This window comes from Curtobacterium sp. MCBA15_016 (genome assembly GCF_001865105.1).
GTDB lineage: Bacteria > Actinomycetota > Actinomycetes > Actinomycetales > Microbacteriaceae > Curtobacterium.
In genome coordinates this window covers 22,191-42,203 of the sequence record NZ_MJGR01000028.1, presented here as the reverse complement: position 1 = coordinate 42,203, position 20,013 = coordinate 22,191, and the positions used below count along the sequence as shown (strand labels likewise).

Sequence of the window (20,013 nt, the reverse complement as noted above, 5' to 3'; positions counted from 1 at the left end):
GCGCCGTCGCCGTACGCGCGCGTGGCGTTCGTGTCAGAGATCGGGGTCGTCCGGTTCGTGCTGGAGGTGTCCGAGATCGGCGTCGTCGCGTTCGGGTCGACCGGTGCGGAGCCGCCGCGGGTGACCGAGAAGCCTGCACCAGCAGCGCCGGAGGCGGCGCCGGTGCCGGGGGCTGCGGCGGCCGTGCTCGACGGGGCGGGCGTGCTCGCCGGAGCGGGCCGGAGGGAGGTCGTCGTCGGCGTCGGGCGCTCGGCGGGGACGGCGGTGGTCGTACCAGCGTCCGTGGGTCGCGCGGGGGCGGCCTGGTCGGCGTTCCAGTCCTGCTGCCGCGTGATCAGCTCGGCGTCGGGGTCGGGCGAATCGAACTTCCAGCGCTCGAGGTCGCTCTTGAAGAGCTTGCGCGCCCGGTTCGGTCGTGCCTGCCACTCGAGGATGCGGTCACGGAACTCGGCGAGCGACTGCTCCGCCTGGAAGCTGAAGGTCGAGGAGTTCTTCTTGATGTCCGCGATCTCGTGCTGCGTCCAGTTCGCCGCGAGGGGCGCACCCGCAACGGGGAGCAGCCGGAGTCGGATGTCGGCGTCCTCGGCGAGGTGGTCGGCGTACGCGCGCTCGTCGTGCCCGAGGGAACCCCAGGTCGCGGCCTTGCGTGCAGCCGAGACGATGCCCGCGACGGCGGCGTTCCGCGCTTCGCGTTCCTGCATCGCCACGACCCGCTTCGTCGCCCCGCGGCCGATGAGCGCCGCGATGACGCCCGCCACGACGATCGCGACGAACGGGATGAGCGCGCCGGAGATCACGCGCCAGCCGTTGTCGGACGAGATCCAGTCGGTCAGGTCGTTCCACCAGTCCATGCGCGCACCCTACTCACGAAACGGTCAGGCATCGGGGAGGTCGGGCGGCGTTCCGCGCATCCGACCGGACATGATTCCAATGTGGAACATCATGTCGTCCGGTGAGGCCGGATCAACCCCAGCGCAGGCAGTCCACCGCGTCGTCGGCCGACCAGACGTTCGGGAGCTCGACGAAGCGTCGCTCGGTCGACACGTACCGACGGGCGCGGTAGGCGGTGCCCCCGGCGACGTCGACGCGGTCCACGTACCCGACGATCTCGCCGTTCGCCCGGGTCACGCGGCTGAGGTCGTCGCGGACGTCGAGGATCCGGAGGTCGCCGCGCGAGCGGGCCACGGGCGCGGTACGGATCCGGAAGACCGGTTCGTTCGTCGTCTGCATCGTGGTGCCTCCTGCTCGTCGGTGTGCCCCCGACGGTACGGCCGACCACCGACACGCCGAGTGCGCTCGGACGATCCGGGGAGCGCTGCCGGGGGAGTGCGCGTTGTGGAGGAGGCGTGCCCCGGTCATGGCTCGCTCCGAGCGGGGAGCGGTAGGTTGCGGCCATGACGACGTTCGTGCTCGCAGGTGGATGTTTCTGGTGTCTCGACGCCGTGTACCGCACGCTCCAGGGCGTGCAGGACGTGGTGTCCGGCTACGTCGGCGGCGAGGTCGAGAACCCCTCGTACGAGTCCGTGTGCACGGGGACGACCGGTCACGCCGAGGCGGTGGCGGTCACCTTCGACGAGACGGTCATCCCGGCCGACGTCATCCTCGACGTGTTCTTCACGCTGCACGACCCGCGGCAGCTGAACCGCCAGGGCGCCGACGTCGGCACGCAGTACCGCTCGGCGATGTTCCCGGCCGACGACGACCAGAAGGCCCTGTTCGAGCGGGCGATCGCGCGCGCCTCGGACATCTGGGACGGCGGCATCGTGACGACGATCGAACCGCTCGGTACCTTCTACCGTGCGGAGGAGTACCACCAGGACTTCTTCGCGAAGAACCCCGGTCAGGGCTACTGCCTCGCGGTGGCGCTGCCCAAGGTGAACAAGGTCCGCAAGGCCTACAGTCAGTACATCCTGGCGTCCTGAGACTCCGGACGTCGGGGCCACGAGGAGGTGGTCGAACGATGACGAACAACACCGGGACCTGGGTCGCGGTCGGACCAGCGGGAGCGGTCGGCAGCATCCACCGAGCAGACGGCGGGTTCCGCGTCGAGCTCTACGGTCGGAGCGCGGGCGGCGGGACGTACCCGTCACTCGAGTCGGCGAAGGGTGCCGTGCACGCAGCGCTCGGCCCGTTGGCGGACCGACCCGAGTTCCGCGCGCACTGAACGCGCGGTGCCCACGTCTCGACCAGGAGGCGCGGGGGACTCGTCCTCCACAACGCACCTGATCGAGTCATCCAGTCACAGATCGAGCCCCGGGTCGCTTCCGCGACCCGGGACTCGATGACGATCGACGCATGAACGACACCATCACCGTCTGCGGGATCATCGCCACCGAGCCACGTCACCTCGTGACCGACACCGGCATCGCCATCACGAGCATGCGCCTCGCCTCGCCGTCCCGACGCTGGGACCGGGCGACCTCGACCTGGACCAACGGCGCCACGAACTGGTACACCGTCACGGCGTTCCGATCGCTCGCGGCCAACGTGCACCGTTCCCTGAAGAAGGGCGACCGCATCGTCGTCACCGGGCGCATCCGCATCCGGACGTGGGAGCGGGACGGTCGCGGCGGCACCTCCGTCGAGATCGACGCCGAGGCACTCGGGCACGACCTCGCCTGGGGCATCAGCAACTGGGTGCGCGTCCCGCGGCACACGGGTGAGGCGACCGCGCCTCCGGGGAGCACCTCGGGCGTCCTGCCGAACGTCGACCCGGTCACCGGCGAGGTCGGCGCGGTGGGCACGGACCGCACCCCCGTGCCGGGTGTCGACCCCGACCCGTCGGAGCCGGACGTCCGCGAGGAGCTGCCCGACGGCGCCGAGGCCGCTCGCCACGCCGCGGCGGCGATCGGTCACGAGTTCGACGTCGTCGTCGGCGTCGACCCGGTGGTGGACGGGGACGAGCGTGCCGCGGCCTGAGCCGGTCCCCGTCCCCGCTCCCGGGCGCCTACCGCCAGTTCTGGGCGATCATCGCGATGCCCGCGACCTCGGTGGTGTCCCAGTTGCCGCCGCGGGGGAGCCCCGAGACCCGTCCGTCGATCGAGAAGCTCGCACCCTGGACCTTCGGGCTGTTCGTCTGCTTCGCCTTGAGCCCGTGGAACGAGAAGCTCGTGTTCCACGTGCCGGCGAGCCCCGTCCGACCGGACGAGTCGCCGACCTTGATCGAGATGTCGTTCACCTGCGAGTGCACGACGTCACCGTTGAGCCGGGCGTTCGCCTCGGCGTTGAAGAAGAGCCGACCGTCGAGGTTCAGGGCGATCGTGCCGACCGTGCGGTTGTTGAGGATGACCGACGCGACGTCGTTCTTGTACCAGCGCAGCCCCACCGACGTCTTGCTGTGCGAGGCGCCGCCCATGTAGCCGTACGTGAACTTGCCGTTCTGCACCCGCTCCCAGATGAACCGGGGCTGCCCCTTGCTCACGGACGAGGCGGTGTCGGACTGGATCCCCACGGCGAACGCGTTGTTGTGGGCGTCGTGGACGTTGATGTACGACGAGTACCCGGTGCCCGAGCCGCTCTCGATGAGGTGCGCGGTGTACTGGACGTAGGGGTTTCCGCGCGGGACCGGCGACGCTGCCGAGGCAGCCGTCGCCGGGGCGAGCAGCGCGACGGTGAGCGCGGTGGCTCCCGCGAGGGGGAGCGCGAGACGGCGCAGACGCTTGGTGAACATGTCCTGATCCTCTCCGGTGGTCGATCGACCGTGCTCCCGGTGCGGAGCGGGGAAACGGTACGTCGAAGTCGGCGAGCGCAACAGCCCCCGTGCGTGATCCGGCGAACCGGCGACCGGGCAGACGGACGCCCCGCACTGTCAGTACACTTGGCGCGATATGGCTGAGTACATCTACCAGATGGTCCGCGCCCGCAAGGCGGTCGGCGACAAGCTGATCCTCGACGACGTCACGATGTCGTTCCTCCCCGGCGCCAAGATCGGCGTCGTCGGGCCGAACGGTGCGGGCAAGTCGACGATCCTGAAGATCATGGCGGGTCTCGACCAGCCGTCCAACGGCGAGGCGAAGCTCACCCCGGGCTTCACCGTCGGCATCCTCATGCAGGAGCCCGAGCTCGACGAGTCGAAGACGGTGCTCGAGAACGTGCAGGAAGGCGTCGGCGAGATCCACGCGAAGATCACGCGCTTCAACGAGATCTCCGCGCAGATGGCGGAGCCGGACGCCGACTTCGACGCACTCCTCGCCGAGATGGGCACCCTGCAGGAGGACATCGACGCGGCGGACGCGTGGGACCTCGACTCGCAGCTCGAGCAGGCCATGGCCGCGCTCCAGTGCCCCCCGGGGGACGAGCTCGTCACGCACCTGTCCGGTGGTGAGAAGCGTCGTGTGGCGCTCTGCAAGCTGCTGCTCCAGAAGCCGGACCTGCTCCTCCTCGACGAGCCCACCAACCACCTCGACGCCGAGTCCGTCCTCTGGCTCGAGCAGCACCTGCAGCAGTACCACGGTGCCGTCCTGGCCGTGACCCACGACCGGTACTTCCTCGACCACGTCGCACAGTGGATCGCCGAGGTCGACCGCGGTCGTCTCTACCCGTACGAGGGCAACTACTCGACCTACCTCGAGAAGAAGCGCGCCCGGCTCGAGGTCCAGGGCAAGAAGGACGCCAAGCTCGCGAAGCGCCTCTCTTCGGAGCTCGACTGGGTCCGCAGCAACACGAAGGGCCGCCAGGCGAAGTCCAAGGCCCGTCTCGCCCGCTACGAGGAGATGGTCACCGAGGCCGAGCGCACGCGCAAGCTCGACTTCGAGGAGATCGTCATCCCCGTCGGCCCGCGCCTGGGCTCGCAGGTCATCGACGCCGAGAAGCTGCACAAGCAGTTCGGCGAGCGCATCATCATCGACGACCTGTCCTTCACGCTGCCCCGCAACGGCATCGTCGGCGTGATCGGCCCGAACGGCGTCGGCAAGACCACGCTGTTCAAGACGATCGTCGGCCTCGAGCCGCTCGACGGCGGCACGCTGAAGATCGGCGACACGGTCGACATCTCGTACGTCGACCAGAGCCGTGGTGGCATCGACCCGAACAAGAACCTGTGGGAGGTCGTGTCCGACGGACTCGACTACATCCAGGTCGGCAAGACCGAGATCCCGTCGCGTGCGTACGTGTCGCAGTTCGGGTTCAAGGGTCCGGACCAGCAGAAGAAGGCCGGGGTGCTCTCCGGTGGTGAGCGCAACCGTCTGAACCTGGCGCTGACGCTCAAGCAGGGCGGCAACCTGCTGCTCCTCGACGAGCCGACGAACGACCTCGACGTCGAGACCCTCGGCAGCCTCGAGAACGCGCTGCTCGAGTACCCGGGTTGTGCCGTGGTCATCACGCACGACCGGTGGTTCCTCGACCGCATCGCGACGCACATCCTCGCGTGGGAAGGCCTGAACGAGGACGGCACGCCGAACTGGTACTGGTTCGAGGGCAACTTCGAGGCGTACGAGGAGAACAAGATCGAGCGGCTCGGCGCCGACGCGGCGAAGCCGGGTCGGGCGACGTACCGCAAGCTCACCCGCGACTGACCGTGGCGCGGTTGCACGCTCCGGTCCGCATGCGGTGGAGCGACATCGACGCCTACGGTCACGTCAACAACTCCGCGATGCTGCGCCTCCTGGAAGAGGCGCGCATCGTGGGGTTCTGGGGACCCGACCCCGAGGAGCGCGCTCCGGACGGGTCGGTCCCGGAGCCGATCATCGACGGGCGGCCGGGTTCCGGTACCATGACCGTGATCGCGGCGCAGCGTCTCGAGTACCTCGCGTCGATCCCGTACCTGCGGCAGCCGCTCGACATCCAGATGTGGATCGGGCGGCTCGGCGGCGCGAGCATCGACGTCTCGTACGAGGTCTGGTCGCCGGTCGGGCACGAGCCCGCGGTGCTGTACACCCGGGCGACGACCGCGCTCGTGATGGTCGACGCCGTCAGCAACCGTCCGCGTCGGCTGACCGAGGCCGAGCGGGACGCGTGCGCCGCCTACGTCGAAGCCCCGGTGGAGTTCTCCCGCCCGTAGGACGGACTGCAGCACCGTCGGCCGGGTCAGCGCGGGACGCGCATCATCCCCTCCTGCGCGACCGATGCCAGCAGCCGTCCGTCCGGCGAGAACATCCGCCCGAACGCGAGTCCCCGACCGCCCTGCGCGCTCGGGGACTCCTGCGTGTAGAGCACCCACTCGTCGGCCCGGCCGTCACGGTGCCACCACATCGCGTGGTCGAGGCTCGCGCTCTTCACACCGGGGGTACCCCAGGCCACCCCGTGACGCCGCATGATCGGCTCGAGGATGGACAGGTCGCTCGCGTAGGCGAGGACGGCACGGTGCAGCGCCGGGTCGGCGGGGAGGTCGCCGTCGACGCGGAACCACACCGCCTGGTGGGCGATGTGCTCGCCCTGCACGTCGACGAACACCGGGCCCTCGACGTGCCGCAGGTCGATGGAGCGTTCGGCCCACGCCCGAGCGACCGGGTGGTCGATGGCCGACAGGATCGACGCGGCCGAGGGCAGGGACTCCGGTTCGGGCACGTCGACGGGGAACGGGTCCTGGTGCTCGACGCCGACGTCCGGGCGTTGGAACGAGGCGATCATCGAGAAGATCGGCACACCGCGCTGGTAGGCCTGCACCCGCCGCGCGGCGAACGACCGCCCGTCGTGGATGCGTTCCACACCGAAGGTGATCGGGACGTCGATGTCGCCGGGGCGGAGGAAGTAGCCGTGCATCGAGTGGATGTCGCGGTCCTCGATGGTGGCCTGCGCGGCGACGATGCACTGCGCGAGCACCTGCCCGCCGAACACCCGGCCGCCGGGGGACCAGTGGCTCGCGCCGGTGAGGATGGTCTCGCCGGTGCTCGCGCCGGTGTCCTCGAGTCTGAGGGTCCGCAGGAAGTCCGGTTCGCCGTTCACACCGAGCAGTCTACGAACGCCCCGGCGCCGAGCCGTGCCCGGTAGGCTGCTGGGTGACATGGGCACCTCGTTCACGCTTCCCGACGCAGCCTCCCTCGGGGACCTGCGCACCTACCTCGGACGGGCCGCCCGCATCGAGGACGGCTCCGTCCGACTCATCGCGGACTCCGGCGTCCTCGCGGTCTACACCGCGATCCTCTACCCGCTCGGGTTGCTCGACGAACTGCCGACGGTCCTCGGCCTGCGCACGTTCTCGCTCGCGCAGCCGGCGACCGTCGACGCGGTCGTCCCGCTGGCCTCGCTGCAGGAACGCCTGCGGCTGCTCGCCGACGCGCACGACGCCGAGCACGCCGACGGCGCCGACCCCACCCGGGCGACCCCGATCGAGGTGGAGCTCCCGCTCGAGGTCCACACCGTCACCTGGGCAGCGATCTCCCCGCCCCGCGGTGGCTGGGTCCCGCTGCCCGACGTCTCGCCGGAGCTCCTCCGCCGTGCCGCACGCGACGGCATCGCCGAGGTCGCCGACGCCGTCCCGACGAACGCCGGCGAGGCCATCGTCCGCAAGGTCCGATCAGAGGTCTGGGGCCGTCCGGTCGCGGGCATCGAGCACGTCCCCGCCGGCGCGGGCTTCGCGGGGGAGAGCCTCGGCTTCCTCGGCCACGACCCGGTGCGGCTCTTCGAGACCGGCCCGTGGAGCCGCCTGACCACCTCGCGCGGGCACGTGCTCGTCAAGCGTCGCGCCTGGACCCTCAACTCGTAGGCAGCCGGTTCCCGGACCGGTCGTGGTTGGCTGGCCCCATGCACGTCTTCCTCACCGGCGCGTCCGGGTACATCGGTTCCTCGGTCCTCCGCGCACTCGTCGCCCACGAGCACGAGGTCACCGCCCTCGTCCGCACGGACGAGAAGGCGCAGGCGGTCCGCGACGCGGGTGGCCGCGCCCTCGTCGGTGACGTCACCGACACCGACGTCGTCCGCCGGCTCGCACACGAGGCGGACGCCGTCGTGCACACGGCCTCGGCCCAGGGCATCGACGCGGACTTCATCGCGACCGTGCTCACGGCACTCGAGGGCACCCCGAAGCCGTTCGTGCACACCGGCGGGATCTTCACCTTCGGCGACTCGACCGACATCTCCGAGCAGTCGCCGCTGTCACCGCCGGCACTCACCGCCTGGCGCGTGCCGAACGAGGCGACGGTGCGGGCGAGCATCGTCCGGACGACGATCATCGCCCCCGGCATCGTGTACGGCCGCGGCGCCGGCATCCCCGCGATGTTCGTCGGTGACGGCGAGCACGAGGTCCGACTCGTCGGTGACGGTTCGCAGCGTTGGACGACGGTGCACACCGACGACCTCGGCGAGCTCTACGTCCTCGCCCTGCACCGCGGTGAGCAGGACGGCTACGTCGTCGCGGCCACCGGGGACAACCCGACGGTCCGCGAGATCGCGGAGGCGGGAGCGCACGGCTCGCCGATCGTGGCGGAGAGCGTCGACGCCAGCCGCGAGCGTCTGGGCACCGAGTACGCCGGCGCGCTGCTGCTCCACCAGGAGGCCTCTGGCGCCCACGCGCGCAGCGCGTTCGGGTGGAACCCGACCCGGCCCCCGCTCGTCGAGGACCTCGCCGACGGCTCCTACGTCCGCTGACGCGACCGGTGACGGACTGGAGGCGCGGCGCCAGCTGGCACCGCGCCTCCAGTCCGTCAGCCGCGCACGTCCGTCAGTCGAACGTGTTGGTCATGGCGTGCGCCGCCCGGTCGAGGTAGGCCCAGAGCTCTGCCTCGTCGAGGGGCGCGAGCTGGAGGGACTCGACCGCCTCGCGCATGTGGTGGAGCCAGCGCTCACGGGCCTCGGACGTGATCCGGAACGGCATGTGCCGCATCCGCAGACGGGGGTGCCCGCGTTCCTCGCTGTAGGTCCCCGGGCCGCCCCAGTACTGCTGCAGGAAGGCCGAGAGGCGCCAGATCGCCCCCTCGAGGTCGTCCGCCGGGTACATCGGCCAGATGACGTCGTCCTGCTGCACGCCCTCGTAGAAGCGCCGGACGAGCCGGTCGAAGGTGGGTGCGCCGCCGATGCGCTCGAAGAGGGAGCCGGTGGCCGAGGCGCCGTGCTCGCCGACCCGCAGCGTGATCGGCTGTGCGGGCGGGGTGGGGTCGGTCATCGTGGGTCCTTCCCGGCGTCGGGGTCGTCGGTCCGGATCGGCTGACCGAGGACGTTCTTGCGGCCGCGCCGGGGCTTGGTCGGCGCCGGCGTGGGCTGGGTCCGCACGGTGCGGAGACCGTTGATCGAGGTCGCGTTCTCCCACCCGGCGGGCATGATCATCGCCATGGCGGGCAGGGTCACGCCGAGTTCGTCGACGGCGTGCTTCAGCCGGACGCGGAGCTCGCGGCCGACGACGTCGAGCTCGGACGCCCGCGTCTTCACCACGAGCCGGAACACCATGCCGGCGTCCGTGATCGACTGCAGCCCCCAGATCTCCGGCTTCTCGACGATGCGCTGGCGCCACCGGGGCTCCTGCGACATCGTGACCGCGGCCTTGAGGAGGGCGTCCTGCACGGCGTCGATGTCGGTGTCGTACGGGACCGTGATGTCGACGAGGACGCGCGACCAGCCCTGGGAGAGGTTGCCGACGCGCAGGATCTGCCCGTTCGGCACGAACCAGAGGATGCCGTTCACGTCGCGGATCTGCATGACCCGCAGCCCGACGTTCTCGACGACGCCGGTGGCCTGGCCGGTGTCGACGACGTCGCCGACGCCGGCCTGGTCCTCGAGGATCATGAACACGCCGGAGAGCAGGTCGCGCACGATGCTCTGTGCGCCGACCGCGAGCCCGGCGGCGACGAGCGAGGCGCCACCGACGATCCCGACGGCCGCGTTCGGGATGACGAGCGGGATGATGACGACGAGTGCGAGCACGACGACGATCACCGTCGCGAGGTTCTCGAGCACGCTGCCGAGCGTGCGGGTGCGCTGGACGACGCGGGCGGTCTGGATCGGCGAGGCGATGAGTGCCTGCGTGTCGGTCGCGCCCTGACGCTTCTTCACGCCGTTCACGACGCGGTCGACGACGCCCTTGATCGAGTGCCGCAGGATGATCCGCAGGACCAGCGCGGCGAGGATCGTGATGACGATCGTGATCGGGATGTGCCAGGTTTCGACGAACTCGCCGAACGTCTGCGAGACGGCCTCTGCCGGGCCTGACGGGGTCGGGGAGGGAACTGCAACCAAGGTCATGATCCGGTCGATGCTAGAGGGCGGGGCCCTGGCGTCCCCTGGGGAACGCCAGGACCCCGCCGATCCTCATCCGAGACTCAGGCGTCCGCCGCCTGGACCCGCAGGGCACGCTCGGTCCCCGCGAGGCTCTCGGACACGATGCGACGCAGCGCCGGGGTCTCCGGGTGCGCCTCGAGCCACGCGGCCGCAGCGTCCCGCAGCTCGGCCGACGCGAGCGGCGCCGGGTAGAGCCCCGAGACGATGGTGTCGGCCATGTGGTAGCTGCGCTCGGCCCAGATGCGCGTGAGCACGTCGAAGTACTTCGGGACGAGCCCCTCGAGCACGACCGGGCTGTTCACGTGCTGGTACCCGACCGTGGTCTGGCGCACGATCGCGTTGGGCAGCTCGGACGAGTCCACGAGCGACGAGAACGCGGCGAGCTTGCCCTCGGCCGTGGGGATCGTCGCACGGGCGCGCGCGGCGGCCTGCTCGCCCGACGCGGTCTTGTCCGCAGCGAGCTCGGCGTCGACCTCGGCGCCGGAGGCGGCACCCGCGAGCACGAGGCCCTCGAGCAGCTCCCAGCGCAGGTCGGTGTCGATCTCGAGCCCGTTCAGCGTCACCGAACCGTCGCGCAGGCCGCTCAGGGTGGCCACGTGCTCGGGCGTGGAGGCGATCTGCGCGAAGAACTTCACGAACTGGAACTGCGCGTCGGAACCGGCCTCGGCGCTCGACGCGAGGTTCCAGAGCGTGTCGCCGACGGTGCGCACGGTCTGGTCGACCTTCGCCGGCGCGACGTAGTTGCGCGCGGTCAGGAGCAGCTGCGAGAGCGTCGTGCGGATCGTGGTCGACTCGGTCTCGGTGGCGATGTTGCCGAGCACCAGGCGGACGTAGTCGCTGGCGGGCGACTCGGCGTCACGCGTGGCGTCCCACATCGCGCCCCACACGATCGAGCGGGCGAGCGGGTTCGCGATCGAGGCGAGGTGCTCGATGGCGGTCCGGCGCGAGTGCTCGTCGAGACGGATCTTGGCGTAGGCGAGGTCGTCGTCGTTGAGGAGCACGAGGTCGCCGCGCTGCACGCCGATGAGCTCCGGGACCTCGGTGCGGGCACCGTCGACGTCGATCTCGACGCGGTGCACGCGCTCGAGCTTGCCGCCGGAGGACGCGGTGTCGGCGCCGAACGGTGCGTCCGAGTCCTGCGTGACGGCGTAGACGCCGATCGCCAGACGGTGCGGACGGAGCGTCGGGTAGTCGGCCGGCGCTTCCTGCAGCACGGCGAACGACGTGATCGCGCCGGACTCGTCGACCTCGATCTCGGGGCGGAGCGTGTTCACCCCCGCGGTCTCGAGCCAGGCCTTCGACCACTCGGAGAGGTCACGGCCGCTGGTGGCCTCGAGCTCGACGAGCAGGTCGCGCAGCTCGGTGTTCGAGTGGTGGTGCTTCTTGAAGTACGCCGAGACGCCCGAGAAGAACGCGTCGATGCCGACCCACGCCACGAGCTGCTTCAGGACGGAGCCGCCCTTGGCGTACGTGATGCCGTCGAAGTTGACCTGGACGTCCTCGAGGTCGTTGATCGTCGCGACGATCGGGTGCGTCGAGGGAAGCTGGTCCTGGCGGTAGGCCCAGGACTTCTCCATCGCCTGGAACGTGGTCCACGCCTCGGTCCACTCGGTGGCCTCGGCCGTGGCGATCGTCGAGGCCCACTCGGCGAAGGACTCGTTGAGCCACAGGTCGTTCCACCACTTCATGGTGACGAGGTCGCCGAACCACATGTGGGCGAGCTCGTGCAGGATCGTGACGACCCGGCGCTCCTTGATGGCGTCGGTCACCTTCGACCGGAAGACGTAGGTCTCGGTGAAGGTGACGGCCCCGGCGTTCTCCATGGCGCCGGCGTTGAACTCCGGCACGAACAGCTGGTCGTACTTCTCGAAGGGGTACGGGACGTCGAACTTCTCCTCGTAGTAGGCGAAGCCCTTCTTCGTGGTCTCGAAGACGTACTCGGGGTCGAGGTACTCGGCCAGCGACTTCCGCGCGAAGACGCCCAGCGGGATGGTCCGGCCGTCGCGGCTCGTCAGCTCGTCTCGCACGACCTCGTACGGGCCGGCGACGAGCGCGGTGATGTAGCTCGAGATCTTCGCCGTCGGGGGGAAGGCCCACGTGGCGATGTCGCCGTCGACGTGCGGCTCGGGCGTGGGGGAGTTCGAGACGACCTGCCACCGGGACGGCGCCGTCACGGTGAAGGTGAACTCGGCCTTGAGGTCGGGCTGCTCGAACACGGCGAACATGCGACGCGAGTCGGGCACCTCGAACTGGGAGTACAGGTACACCTCGTCGTCGACCGGGTCGACGAAGCGGTGCAGGCCCTCGCCCGTGTTCGTGTAGAGCGCGTCGCTGACGACCACGAGCTCGTTCTGCTCCTGCAGGCCGTCGAGCTGGATGCGGACCCCGTCGTTCACGGCGGCGACGTCGAGCGCCGTGCCGTTCAGCGTGATCGAGTGCACCGACTTCGTGATGGCGTCGATGAACGTGGACGCACCGGCGGTGGCGGTGAAGCGCACCCGCGTGGTGCTGCCGAACGTCTCGGCACCGCGGGTCAGGTCGAGCTCGACGTCGTACGTCTGCACGTCGACGATCGCGGCACGTTCCTGGGCTTCGATTCGGGTGAGGTTCTCTCCGGGCACGGACGCTCCATCTTCGCGGTTGCACACGGACGGTCCTTGTCCGCGTGAGGGGGGTCCCGGCACGGCGTCGTGCACCGGCGGGACGGTCGCCTCCAGCCTAGCGAGCACGCGTACGCTCGCATCCGTGACCGACACGACTGTGGACAAGACGACCGCCGACCGCACCGCTGTGGAGTTCTGGTTCGACCCGAACTGCCCCTGGGCCTGGATGACGAGCCGCTGGGTCGGCGAGGTCGCCCGGCACCGCGACCTCGACGTCACCTGGAACGTGATGAGCCTGTTCGTCCTCAACGAGGACCAGGACGTCCCAGACACCTACCGCGAGCGGCTCGTGGCCGGGCAGGTCTACCCGCGCATCGTGACCGCGGCACGGCTCCGCCTCGGGCAGGAGATCGTCAAGCCGCTCTACGACGCGCTCGGCGAGCACATCCACCACCGCCAGGAGCAGGACCCGGAGCAGGTCGTGCCGGCGGTGCTCGCGGAGCTCGGCCTCGACGCCGACCTGCTCGAGTACGCCTGGACGGACGAGGTCGACCAGGCCGTCCGCGCCAGCCACCAGGACGGCATCGACCGGGTCGGCCAGGACGTCGGCACGCCGGTCATCGCCGTCGAGGGCACCGCCTTCTTCGGCCCGGTCATCTCGCCCGCGCCGAAAGGCCAGGAGGCGCTCGACCTCTGGGACGGCGTCGTCGCGGTCGCCAAGTACCCGGGCTTCTTCGAGCTCAAGCGCTCGCGGACCGTCGGACCGATCTTCGACACCACCGACTGACGTCGGCCCGGCGGGGGCGTCACCCGGCGCGGATGGTCGCCGCACGACCGGAGTGGACCCGAACCACGACAACGTCCGGTTCGGATGCGCTTTGGTTGTGCGCCGTCACGCGCCGCGACCACGGGAACCGTCCGCTCGGCACCCGGGGCGGATGGTCGCCGCACGACCGGAGTGCACCCGAACCGCGGGAACGTCCGGTTCGGATGCGCTTTGGTTGCGCTCGGGGGCCAGGAGGCGCGGCGCGCGTCCGCCCCGCCCCGCCGGCCCGGCTCAGGCGAGCGGCAGCCGCATGAGCGTCAGGTCGAGCCAGCGGTCGAACTTGCGTCCGACCTCGGGCACGACGGCCACCGTGTCGAACCCGAGCTTGGTGTGCAGCGCGATCGACCCGGCGTTCTCGCTGCAGATCCCCGCCATCAGGACGTGCCGCCCCTCCGCCCGTGCCCGTGCGACGAGGGCGTCCATGAGGACGGTCGCGATGCCCCGCCCACGGAACGCCTCGACGACGTACACGCTGTGCTCCACCGTCAGCCGGTACCCCTGGTGCGGCCGCCACTGCGAGTACGTCGCGTACCCGGCGACCTGCCCGCCGACCTCGGCGACGAGGACCGGGTAGCCGTCGGCGCGACGCTCGGCGAGCCAGCCGTCGAAGTACGAGCGCGGGTGCGGCTCCTCCTGCCAGATGGCGGTGGAGTGCAGGACGGCGTCGACGTGCAGCGCGTGGACGACGTCGAGGTCGCGCGGCTCGCACTCCCGGACGGTGACCGGACCCGACCCGTTCGTCGCATATGCTGTCGTCATGTCTCACATCGTAGACGCACCGGAGTCGGAACCGGAAACGGCGGACGACGCCGACCAACGACGGCTCGGCGAGCGCCTGCAGCGCCTCCGCACGGAGCGGAAGTGGAGCCTCACCGAGCTCGCCGAGGAGTCCGGGGTCTCCCGCGCCATGATCAACCGCGTCGAACGCGGGGTGTCGAGCCCGACGGCGACCATCCTCGGGCGGCTGTCGGGAGCGTTCGGACTCACGGTCTCACAGCTCCTCGACGAGTCCCTCGACCACGAGGTGCCCCGGGCGACCGATCCCGACGATGCGCGGGGCGTCCAGCGCGGCGCGACCGCCGACTCCTGGACCGATCCCGAGACCGGGTACCGGCGTCGACCGGTCTCGAGTGCGGCCTTCCCCGCGGACGTCACCGAGGTGCGCCTCCCGTCCGGCCGCGAAGTGGCCTACCCGGCGTCCGCGTACGCGTTCCTGCGCCACTGCATCTGGGTGGTCGACGGCGTGCTCGAACTCGTCGTCGGCGGCGAGCCGACGCCGCTCGCCGCGGGGGACCGCATCGAGCTCGGGGACCCCGCCGACGTCGTCTACCGGAACCCGGGCGAGGAGCCCACGCGGTACGTCGTGGTCGTGGTCCGGGGGCAGTAGTCGCAGGAATAGGATCGATCCCATGCGCATCCACCTCGGAACGGACCACGCCGGCCTCGAGTTCAACAAGACCCTCGCCACCCACCTGACGGAGGCCGGGCACGAGGTGGTGGACCACGGTCCGACCGAGTACGACGCGCTCGACGACTACCCCTCGTTCTGCATCAACGCCGCGCACGCCGTGGTGCAGGACCAGCGTGCGGGCGTCCAGGCGCTCGGTGTCGTGTTCGGGGGATCCGGCAACGGCGAGCAGATCGCCGCGAACAAGGTCGAGGGCGTCCGCGCCGCGCTCGTGTGGAACGAGTCCACCGCGCTCCTCGCCCGCCAGCACAACGACGCCAACGTCATCTCGATCGGCGCCCGCCAGCACACCGAGGACGAAGCGATCCGGTTCGTCGACCTGTTCATCGCCGAGCCGTTCTCGGGCGAGGAGCGTCACGCCCGCCGCATCGCGCAGCTCGCCGAGTACGAGACCACCGGCCTGATCGCCGGCAAGCAGATCGACCAGTAAGGCCGAGTAGACAAGAGCAATGCCCGAGGGTCACTCCGTCCACCGCATCGCCAATCAGTTCACCCGGCACTTCGTCGGCAAACGCTGCGAGGTGTCGAGTCCGCAGGGACGGTTCGCCGCCGGCGCCGCCCAGCTCGACGGCACGCGCATGGTCGCTGCCCGGGCCGTCGGCAAGCAGATGTTCCTCGAGTTCGAGGGCGATCGGTTCCTGCGGGTCCACCTCGGCCTCTACGGGGCGTGGGACTTCGCGGGGGACCTCTCCACCGCCGGGGCGCTGTCGGACGACGACGGCGAGGAGTCCCTGACGTCGATCGGCGCTCCCCGTCTCGCCCGCTACCGGATGGCCGAGCAGGAGAAGGTCGAGGACCCGATCGAGGCGTTCCCGCCGGACCCCGTCGGACAGGTGCGCGTGCGGCTGCTCACCGAGGACACCGTCGCCGACCTCCGCGGTCCGACGGCGTGCGTCGTCGAGGACCCGGCCGGCGTGCAGAAGGCGCTCGACAAGCTCGGCCCTGACCCGATCAACGACGACGGGCCCGAGGCCGAGAAGACCTTCGTCGACAACGTCCGGAAGCGGAACGTCGCGATCGGGCAGCTGCTCATGGACCAGGCCGTCGTGAGCGGCATCGGCAACATCTACCGCGCCGAGCTGCTGTTCCGGCAGCGCATCGACCCCTACAAGCCGGGCAAGCAGCTCACCGTCAAGCAGGCGAAGGCGCTCTGGCACGACTGGTCGAAGCTCCTGCACGAGGGCGTCCGCGACGGCCTCATGCTCACCATGGACGGCCTGTCGACGAGCGAGCACGCGAAGGCCGTCCGGTCCCGCAAGGACCGGCACTGGGTCTACCACCGTCAGGGCGAACCCTGCCGGGTGTGCGGCACCGAGATCCGGATGGCCGACATGGCCGGCCGCAAGCTCTACTGGTGCCCGAAGGACCAGAAGTAGCGCCGGTCAGACGTCCCGGTACGTGAACCGTCCGGCGATCGCGGTCGCCAGCACCCGTGCTCGCCGGAGCGGCCCGGACCCGGTCGCCGCGAGCGGGTCCGCCTCGAGCAGCACGAGGTCCGCGACGTCGCCGACGGCCACCCCGACCCGACCGCCCTCGGTCGACCCGCGCCAGGCCGTCAGCACGCCGAGGCGCTCGGCCGGGTGCCACGGCTCGCGGCCGTCCCGGTCGCGTCCGACGGCCGCGGCCATCGACACCCACGGGTCGAGCGGCGCGACCGGTGCGTCCGAGCCGAGCAGCAGCCGAGCTCCGGCACGGTCGAGGGACGCGAACGGGAACGCCCGCTCGGTCATCCCGGCCCAGTAGCGGTCGGCGATGTCGCGGTCGTCCATCGCGTGCTCGGGCTGCACCGACGCGGCCACCCCGAGCCGTGCGAACCGCTCCAGGTCGGTGTCCGCCAGCAACTGCGCGTGCTCGATCGTGCCGCGTGTGCCAACCGCCTCGAAGACGTCGAGTGCGAGGGTGTTCGCCCGGTCGCCGATCGCGTGCACCGCGGGGACGAGTCCGGCGTCGACCGCCCGACGGACCGTCGCCACGAGGTCGTCGAACGACCACACGAGCACGCCGTCGCCGGAGGCCGTCGCCGCCGTCCGGGTGCCGAGCGAGCCGTCGGTGATCACCTTGAACGGGCCCGTCCGGACGAGCCCGCGGGTGCCCTCGACCACGTCGCCGGTGCGGAGTCCCCGACGGATCGCGGCGTCGAGGTCGGCCGGGTAGACCCCCGAGTCGACGCGGAGGCCGTCCGTGCCGGCCTGCACACGGCGGGTCCAGCGGTCGAGTCCGAAGGTCATCTCGAGGTCGGTCACCCGGGTCACGCCGCGGGCGGCGGCCGCCTCGACGGCGTCGGCGACGAAGCCGTCGAGCACCTCGTCCGGCACGCGGGAGAGCGCGCCGGTCACGTCGAACGCGTCCTGCTCGCGGAGCACCCCGTCGTCGCCGGCGACGAGCGGGCGGCCGACGACGCCGGAGAAGTGCTCCAGCGCGGCGGCGTTGCACCAGACGGCGTGCAGGTCACCGCTGATGACGACGATCGGGAGGCGCGGCTCGATCCGGTCGAGCAGCGCACGTCGTGCAGGGCGGGGCCACATCCCGTCGCGGTAGCCGTGGCCGATCAGGACGCGGTCCGCCACACCGGTGCGTGCCACCTCCGCCAGCAGGTCGGCGGTCGCCTCCGCCGAAGCGCAGGCCGACACGTCGACGCGACGGCGGACGAGGGCCCACTGGTCGAAGTGCACGTGGTGGTCGACGAGACCGGGACCGAGCCAGGCGCCGGCCGTCTCGACGACGTCGGTGTCGGCGTCCGTGGGGTCGAGCGTGCCGGCCGGCGCGATCGCGGTGACCAGCCCGTCGACGATCCGGACGTCGGACGGGGCGCCGGACGTGCCCACCCGTCGGACGGTGCGGAGCAGGACCTCGTTCACCGCGCCTCCTGGGCCGCCGCGCGTGCCGCGTGGGCGCGCTCCATCTCGTCGGCGAGTGCCGGCGAGGCGTACGGACCGTCGCCGCGCAGCCCCGCGACGATCCGGTCCACCACCTCCGGTGCCTTGTTCTGCGAGAGCTTCGCGCGGGCGTCGAACCGGGTGACCCGGATGCGGATCCCGACGGTGCCCTTCGCCATCCGGCGTGCCGTCTCCTCGTCGACCTCGAGGGAGACCGGCTCGGGCATCACGCGCTCGAAGTGGTCGACGAGTTCGCCGAGGACGCGGAAGTTCTCCTCGTCGGACAGGATCTCCGGCGTGCCCCAGCAGTGCGCCGTCACGTGGTTCCAGGTCGGCACGAACTGCTCCGGCGGGTACCAGGCGGGCGAGACGTAGCCGTGCGGGCCCTGGAACACGACGAGCACCTCGTGTCGACCGAGTTCGTGGGCCACCTCGTCCGGGCGGCCGACGTGCGACACCAGGACGAGCTCGTCGGGGTCGGCAGCGCCGCCCGGTGCGGGCGTCTCGAGCAGGAACGGGTAGTGCGACGCGACCAGCCCGGCCTCGGTGTGCGAGACGATCGTCGCCCACGGGTTGCCCCCGATGAGGCGTCGCACCTCGTCGACGTCGGTCATCAGGAAGTGCGGTGTGTGTCGCATGCCCGCCAGCGTGGCACATGCGAGGGTGGAGGGCATGTCGAACCGCGCTGCGTACGAGACCGTCCTGCCCTACGTCCGCGAGTGGATCGCGTACAAGGTGTGGCAACTCCGGATCCCCGGCGTGCAGGTCGCGATCGGCTACGACGACGAGGTCCTCCTCGACGAGGCCTGGGGCTACGCCGACGTCGAGGCCGGCCGGCGCCTCAGGACGACGGACCTGTTCCGCATCGCCTCGCACTCGAAGACCTTCACCGCGACCGCGCTCCTGCAGCTCGCCGAGCGGGGCTCACTCCGGCTCGACGACACGGTCGGCACGTACGTCCCCGCACTCGTCGACGGCGGCTCGCCCCTCGCCGACGCGACCCTCCGCGAGCTCATGGAGATGGGCGCCGGGGTCATCCGGGACGGCCACGACGGCGACTACTGGTCGCAGCTGCGCCCCTTCCCGGACGAACAGGAGCTCCTCGCGCTCGTCCTCGACCGGGGCCAGAAGGTCCCCGCAGGCTCGTCGTTCAACTACTCGAACCTCGGGTACTCGCTGCTCGGACTCGTCATCGCGGCGGTCTCCGGGCAGTCCTACGGCGACTTCGTCCGCGAGTCGATCACCGAGCCGTTGGGGCTGCGGAACACCGGTCCCGACTGGGACCCCGCCCGCGCGGACGACTTCGTGGTCGGCTACTCCGGGTTCCACACCGCGCGCACCCGGCACCGCCTCGACCACGTCGACACGCGAGCGATGGCTGCGGCGACGGGGTTCCACGGCACGGCGTCCGACCTCGTCCGGTACTTCTCGCAGCACGTCATCGGCCACGGCACCCTGCTCGACGACCACTCGAAGCGGCTCGCCCAGCGGAAGGCGTGGAGCGCCACGGAGGACCCGGCAGCACGCGGGTACGGCGCCGGGTTCATCGTCGACCGGATCGGCGGGCGAGAGGTCCGCGGCCACTCCGGCGGGTTCCCCGGGCACATCACGCAGTCGCTGTTCGACCCCGCGTCCGGGCTCGTCGTCTCCGTGCTGACGAGCGCGGCGGCCGGCCCCGCGACGCTCATCGCCACCGCCATCGTGCAGTTCCTCGACGCAGCGGCCGACGCGGACGCCCCGGGCACCCCGGTGCCGGCCGATGTCGACACGAGCACGTTCACCGGCCGCTTCGCGAACCCCTGGGGTGTGAGCGACATCGCCCGGATCGGTGACCGGCTCGTCGAGGTCGACCCGTCCGCACCCGAGCCGCTCGTCACCCCGACGCGGCTCGAGGTCGTCGACGCGGACACGCTCCGGATGACCCACGGCAACCGGTTCGGGTCGATCGACGAGGACGTGACGTACCGCCGCGACGCCGACGGCTCCGTGCTGTCGATCCGGGCCGGCGGCGGCATGACGTCGGAGCCGTGGACGATCCCGGTGGAGACGCCGGAGGTCGCCGCGGGTCTGGTCTGAGCGGGGGACCGGTCCGGG

General features: G+C 71.0%; 22 protein-coding genes. 12 read left to right on the top strand and 10 right to left on the bottom strand.

Going from position 1 to position 20,013, the window contains the following annotated elements:
- Together BIV03_RS19660 and BIV03_RS12300 are read right to left on the bottom strand one after the other, a co-directional pair.
- A partial coding sequence (locus tag BIV03_RS19660; RefSeq protein WP_071295911.1) for a hypothetical protein occupies positions 1 to 851 on the bottom strand: 851 nt, incomplete at its 3' end.
- 112 nt (positions 852 to 963) lie between these two features.
- Positions 964 to 1,230, bottom strand: coding sequence for a hypothetical protein (locus tag BIV03_RS12300; protein WP_070416608.1), 267 nt, complete (start codon positions 1,228 to 1,230; stop codon positions 964 to 966).
- Between the two features lie 164 nt (positions 1,231 to 1,394).
- Here BIV03_RS12300 and msrA point away from each other — a divergent pair, with 164 nt between their 5' ends.
- The 3 genes from msrA to BIV03_RS12285 all read left to right on the top strand — a co-directional run bounded on the left by msrA (position 1,395) and on the right by BIV03_RS12285 (position 2,919).
- Complete coding sequence (gene msrA / locus BIV03_RS12295; protein ID WP_070416607.1) at positions 1,395 to 1,922, top strand: peptide-methionine (S)-S-oxide reductase MsrA; 528 nt, start codon at positions 1,395 to 1,397, stop codon at positions 1,920 to 1,922.
- Between the two features lie 38 nt (positions 1,923 to 1,960).
- Positions 1,961 to 2,164 (top strand): hypothetical protein, encoded by a 204-nt coding sequence (locus BIV03_RS12290; RefSeq protein WP_070416606.1) that lies wholly within the window; start codon positions 1,961 to 1,963, stop codon positions 2,162 to 2,164.
- Between the two features lie 131 nt (positions 2,165 to 2,295).
- Positions 2,296 to 2,919: a single-stranded DNA-binding protein gene (locus tag BIV03_RS12285; protein ID WP_071295910.1), complete on the top strand. Its 624-nt coding sequence runs from the start codon at positions 2,296 to 2,298 to the stop codon at positions 2,917 to 2,919.
- Between the two features lie 28 nt (positions 2,920 to 2,947).
- Here the strand turns inward: BIV03_RS12285 and BIV03_RS12280 are convergent, their stop codons facing one another.
- Positions 2,948 to 3,670 carry a hypothetical protein gene (locus BIV03_RS12280; RefSeq protein WP_070416604.1) on the bottom strand — a complete coding sequence of 241 codons (723 nt, stop codon included), beginning with the start codon at positions 3,668 to 3,670 and terminating at the stop codon, positions 2,948 to 2,950.
- A gap of 157 nt (positions 3,671 to 3,827) precedes the next feature.
- Here BIV03_RS12280 and ettA point away from each other — a divergent pair, with 157 nt between their 5' ends.
- Together ettA and BIV03_RS12270 are read left to right on the top strand one after the other, a co-directional pair.
- The gene (gene ettA / locus BIV03_RS12275) at positions 3,828 to 5,513 is read left to right on the top strand and encodes an energy-dependent translational throttle protein EttA (RefSeq protein ID WP_071295909.1); all 1,686 of its coding nucleotides are present in this window, start codon (positions 3,828 to 3,830) and stop codon (positions 5,511 to 5,513) included.
- A gap of 29 nt (positions 5,514 to 5,542) precedes the next feature.
- Complete coding sequence (locus BIV03_RS12270; RefSeq protein ID WP_070416602.1) at positions 5,543 to 5,998, top strand: thioesterase family protein; 456 nt, start codon at positions 5,543 to 5,545, stop codon at positions 5,996 to 5,998.
- A 26-nt stretch (positions 5,999 to 6,024) separates the two neighbouring features.
- Here BIV03_RS12270 and BIV03_RS12265 read toward each other — a convergent pair whose 3' ends face one another.
- Positions 6,025 to 6,882, bottom strand: a complete 858-nt coding sequence (locus BIV03_RS12265; RefSeq protein WP_071295908.1) for an acyl-CoA thioesterase II — start codon at positions 6,880 to 6,882, stop codon at positions 6,025 to 6,027.
- 58 nt (positions 6,883 to 6,940) lie between these two features.
- On the opposite strand from BIV03_RS12265, the gene BIV03_RS12260 reads away from it, so the two are divergent.
- Together BIV03_RS12260 and BIV03_RS12255 are read left to right on the top strand one after the other, a co-directional pair.
- The gene (locus BIV03_RS12260; RefSeq protein ID WP_071295907.1) at positions 6,941 to 7,642 is read left to right on the top strand and encodes a hypothetical protein; all 702 of its coding nucleotides are present in this window, start codon (positions 6,941 to 6,943) and stop codon (positions 7,640 to 7,642) included.
- Between the two features lie 38 nt (positions 7,643 to 7,680).
- Positions 7,681 to 8,523 carry an NAD(P)H-binding protein gene (locus tag BIV03_RS12255; protein ID WP_071295906.1) on the top strand — a complete coding sequence of 281 codons (843 nt, stop codon included), beginning with the start codon at positions 7,681 to 7,683 and terminating at the stop codon, positions 8,521 to 8,523.
- Between the two features lie 73 nt (positions 8,524 to 8,596).
- Here the strand turns inward: BIV03_RS12255 and BIV03_RS12250 are convergent, their stop codons facing one another.
- The 3 genes from BIV03_RS12250 to pepN all read right to left on the bottom strand — a co-directional run bounded on the left by BIV03_RS12250 (position 8,597) and on the right by pepN (position 12,767).
- A complete protein-coding gene (locus BIV03_RS12250; protein ID WP_254790877.1) occupies positions 8,597 to 9,037 on the bottom strand; it encodes a globin in 441 nt (146 codons plus the stop codon).
- Positions 9,034 to 10,110 (bottom strand): mechanosensitive ion channel family protein, encoded by a 1,077-nt coding sequence (locus tag BIV03_RS12245; protein WP_071295905.1) that lies wholly within the window; start codon positions 10,108 to 10,110, stop codon positions 9,034 to 9,036. The genes BIV03_RS12250 and BIV03_RS12245 overlap by 4 nt, the downstream gene beginning before the upstream one ends.
- 77 nt (positions 10,111 to 10,187) lie before the next feature.
- On the bottom strand, positions 10,188 to 12,767 hold the full coding sequence (gene pepN, locus BIV03_RS12240) for an aminopeptidase N (RefSeq protein WP_071295904.1): 2,580 nt from the start codon (positions 12,765 to 12,767) through the stop codon (positions 10,188 to 10,190).
- A 208-nt stretch (positions 12,768 to 12,975) separates the two neighbouring features.
- Between pepN and BIV03_RS12235 the strand changes: the two genes are divergently transcribed.
- Positions 12,976 to 13,536 (top strand): disulfide bond formation protein DsbA, encoded by a 561-nt coding sequence (locus BIV03_RS12235; RefSeq protein ID WP_217637385.1) that lies wholly within the window; start codon positions 12,976 to 12,978, stop codon positions 13,534 to 13,536.
- A gap of 270 nt (positions 13,537 to 13,806) precedes the next feature.
- Here the strand turns inward: BIV03_RS12235 and BIV03_RS12230 are convergent, their stop codons facing one another.
- Positions 13,807 to 14,334, bottom strand: a complete 528-nt coding sequence (locus BIV03_RS12230; RefSeq protein WP_070416595.1) for a GNAT family N-acetyltransferase — start codon at positions 14,332 to 14,334, stop codon at positions 13,807 to 13,809.
- Between BIV03_RS12230 and BIV03_RS12225 the strand changes: the two genes are divergently transcribed.
- Genes BIV03_RS12225 through BIV03_RS12215 form a run of 3 tightly spaced genes read left to right on the top strand, consistent with a single transcriptional unit; the run spans position 14,333 to position 16,419 of the window.
- Positions 14,333 to 14,962 carry an XRE family transcriptional regulator gene (locus BIV03_RS12225; protein WP_083403404.1) on the top strand — a complete coding sequence of 210 codons (630 nt, stop codon included), beginning with the start codon at positions 14,333 to 14,335 and terminating at the stop codon, positions 14,960 to 14,962. The two genes, BIV03_RS12230 and BIV03_RS12225, sit on opposite strands and share 2 nt — an antisense overlap.
- A gap of 22 nt (positions 14,963 to 14,984) precedes the next feature.
- Positions 14,985 to 15,473, top strand: a complete 489-nt coding sequence (locus BIV03_RS12220; protein ID WP_070416594.1) for a ribose-5-phosphate isomerase — start codon at positions 14,985 to 14,987, stop codon at positions 15,471 to 15,473.
- A 19-nt stretch (positions 15,474 to 15,492) separates the two neighbouring features.
- A complete protein-coding gene (locus BIV03_RS12215; protein ID WP_071295902.1) occupies positions 15,493 to 16,419 on the top strand; it encodes an Fpg/Nei family DNA glycosylase in 927 nt (308 codons plus the stop codon).
- Between the two features lie 6 nt (positions 16,420 to 16,425).
- On the opposite strand, the gene BIV03_RS12210 is transcribed toward BIV03_RS12215, so the two are convergent.
- Positions 16,426 to 17,901: an amidohydrolase gene (locus BIV03_RS12210; RefSeq protein WP_071295901.1), complete on the bottom strand. Its 1,476-nt coding sequence runs from the start codon at positions 17,899 to 17,901 to the stop codon at positions 16,426 to 16,428.
- The gene (locus BIV03_RS12205) at positions 17,898 to 18,557 is read right to left on the bottom strand and encodes an FMN-binding negative transcriptional regulator (protein WP_071295934.1); all 660 of its coding nucleotides are present in this window, start codon (positions 18,555 to 18,557) and stop codon (positions 17,898 to 17,900) included. The genes BIV03_RS12210 and BIV03_RS12205 overlap by 4 nt, the downstream gene beginning before the upstream one ends.
- Positions 18,558 to 18,591: 34 nt before the next feature.
- Here BIV03_RS12205 and BIV03_RS12200 point away from each other — a divergent pair, with 34 nt between their 5' ends.
- Complete coding sequence (locus tag BIV03_RS12200; protein WP_071295900.1) at positions 18,592 to 19,995, top strand: serine hydrolase; 1,404 nt, start codon at positions 18,592 to 18,594, stop codon at positions 19,993 to 19,995.
- The last annotated feature ends 18 nt before the right edge of the window (positions 19,996 to 20,013 follow it).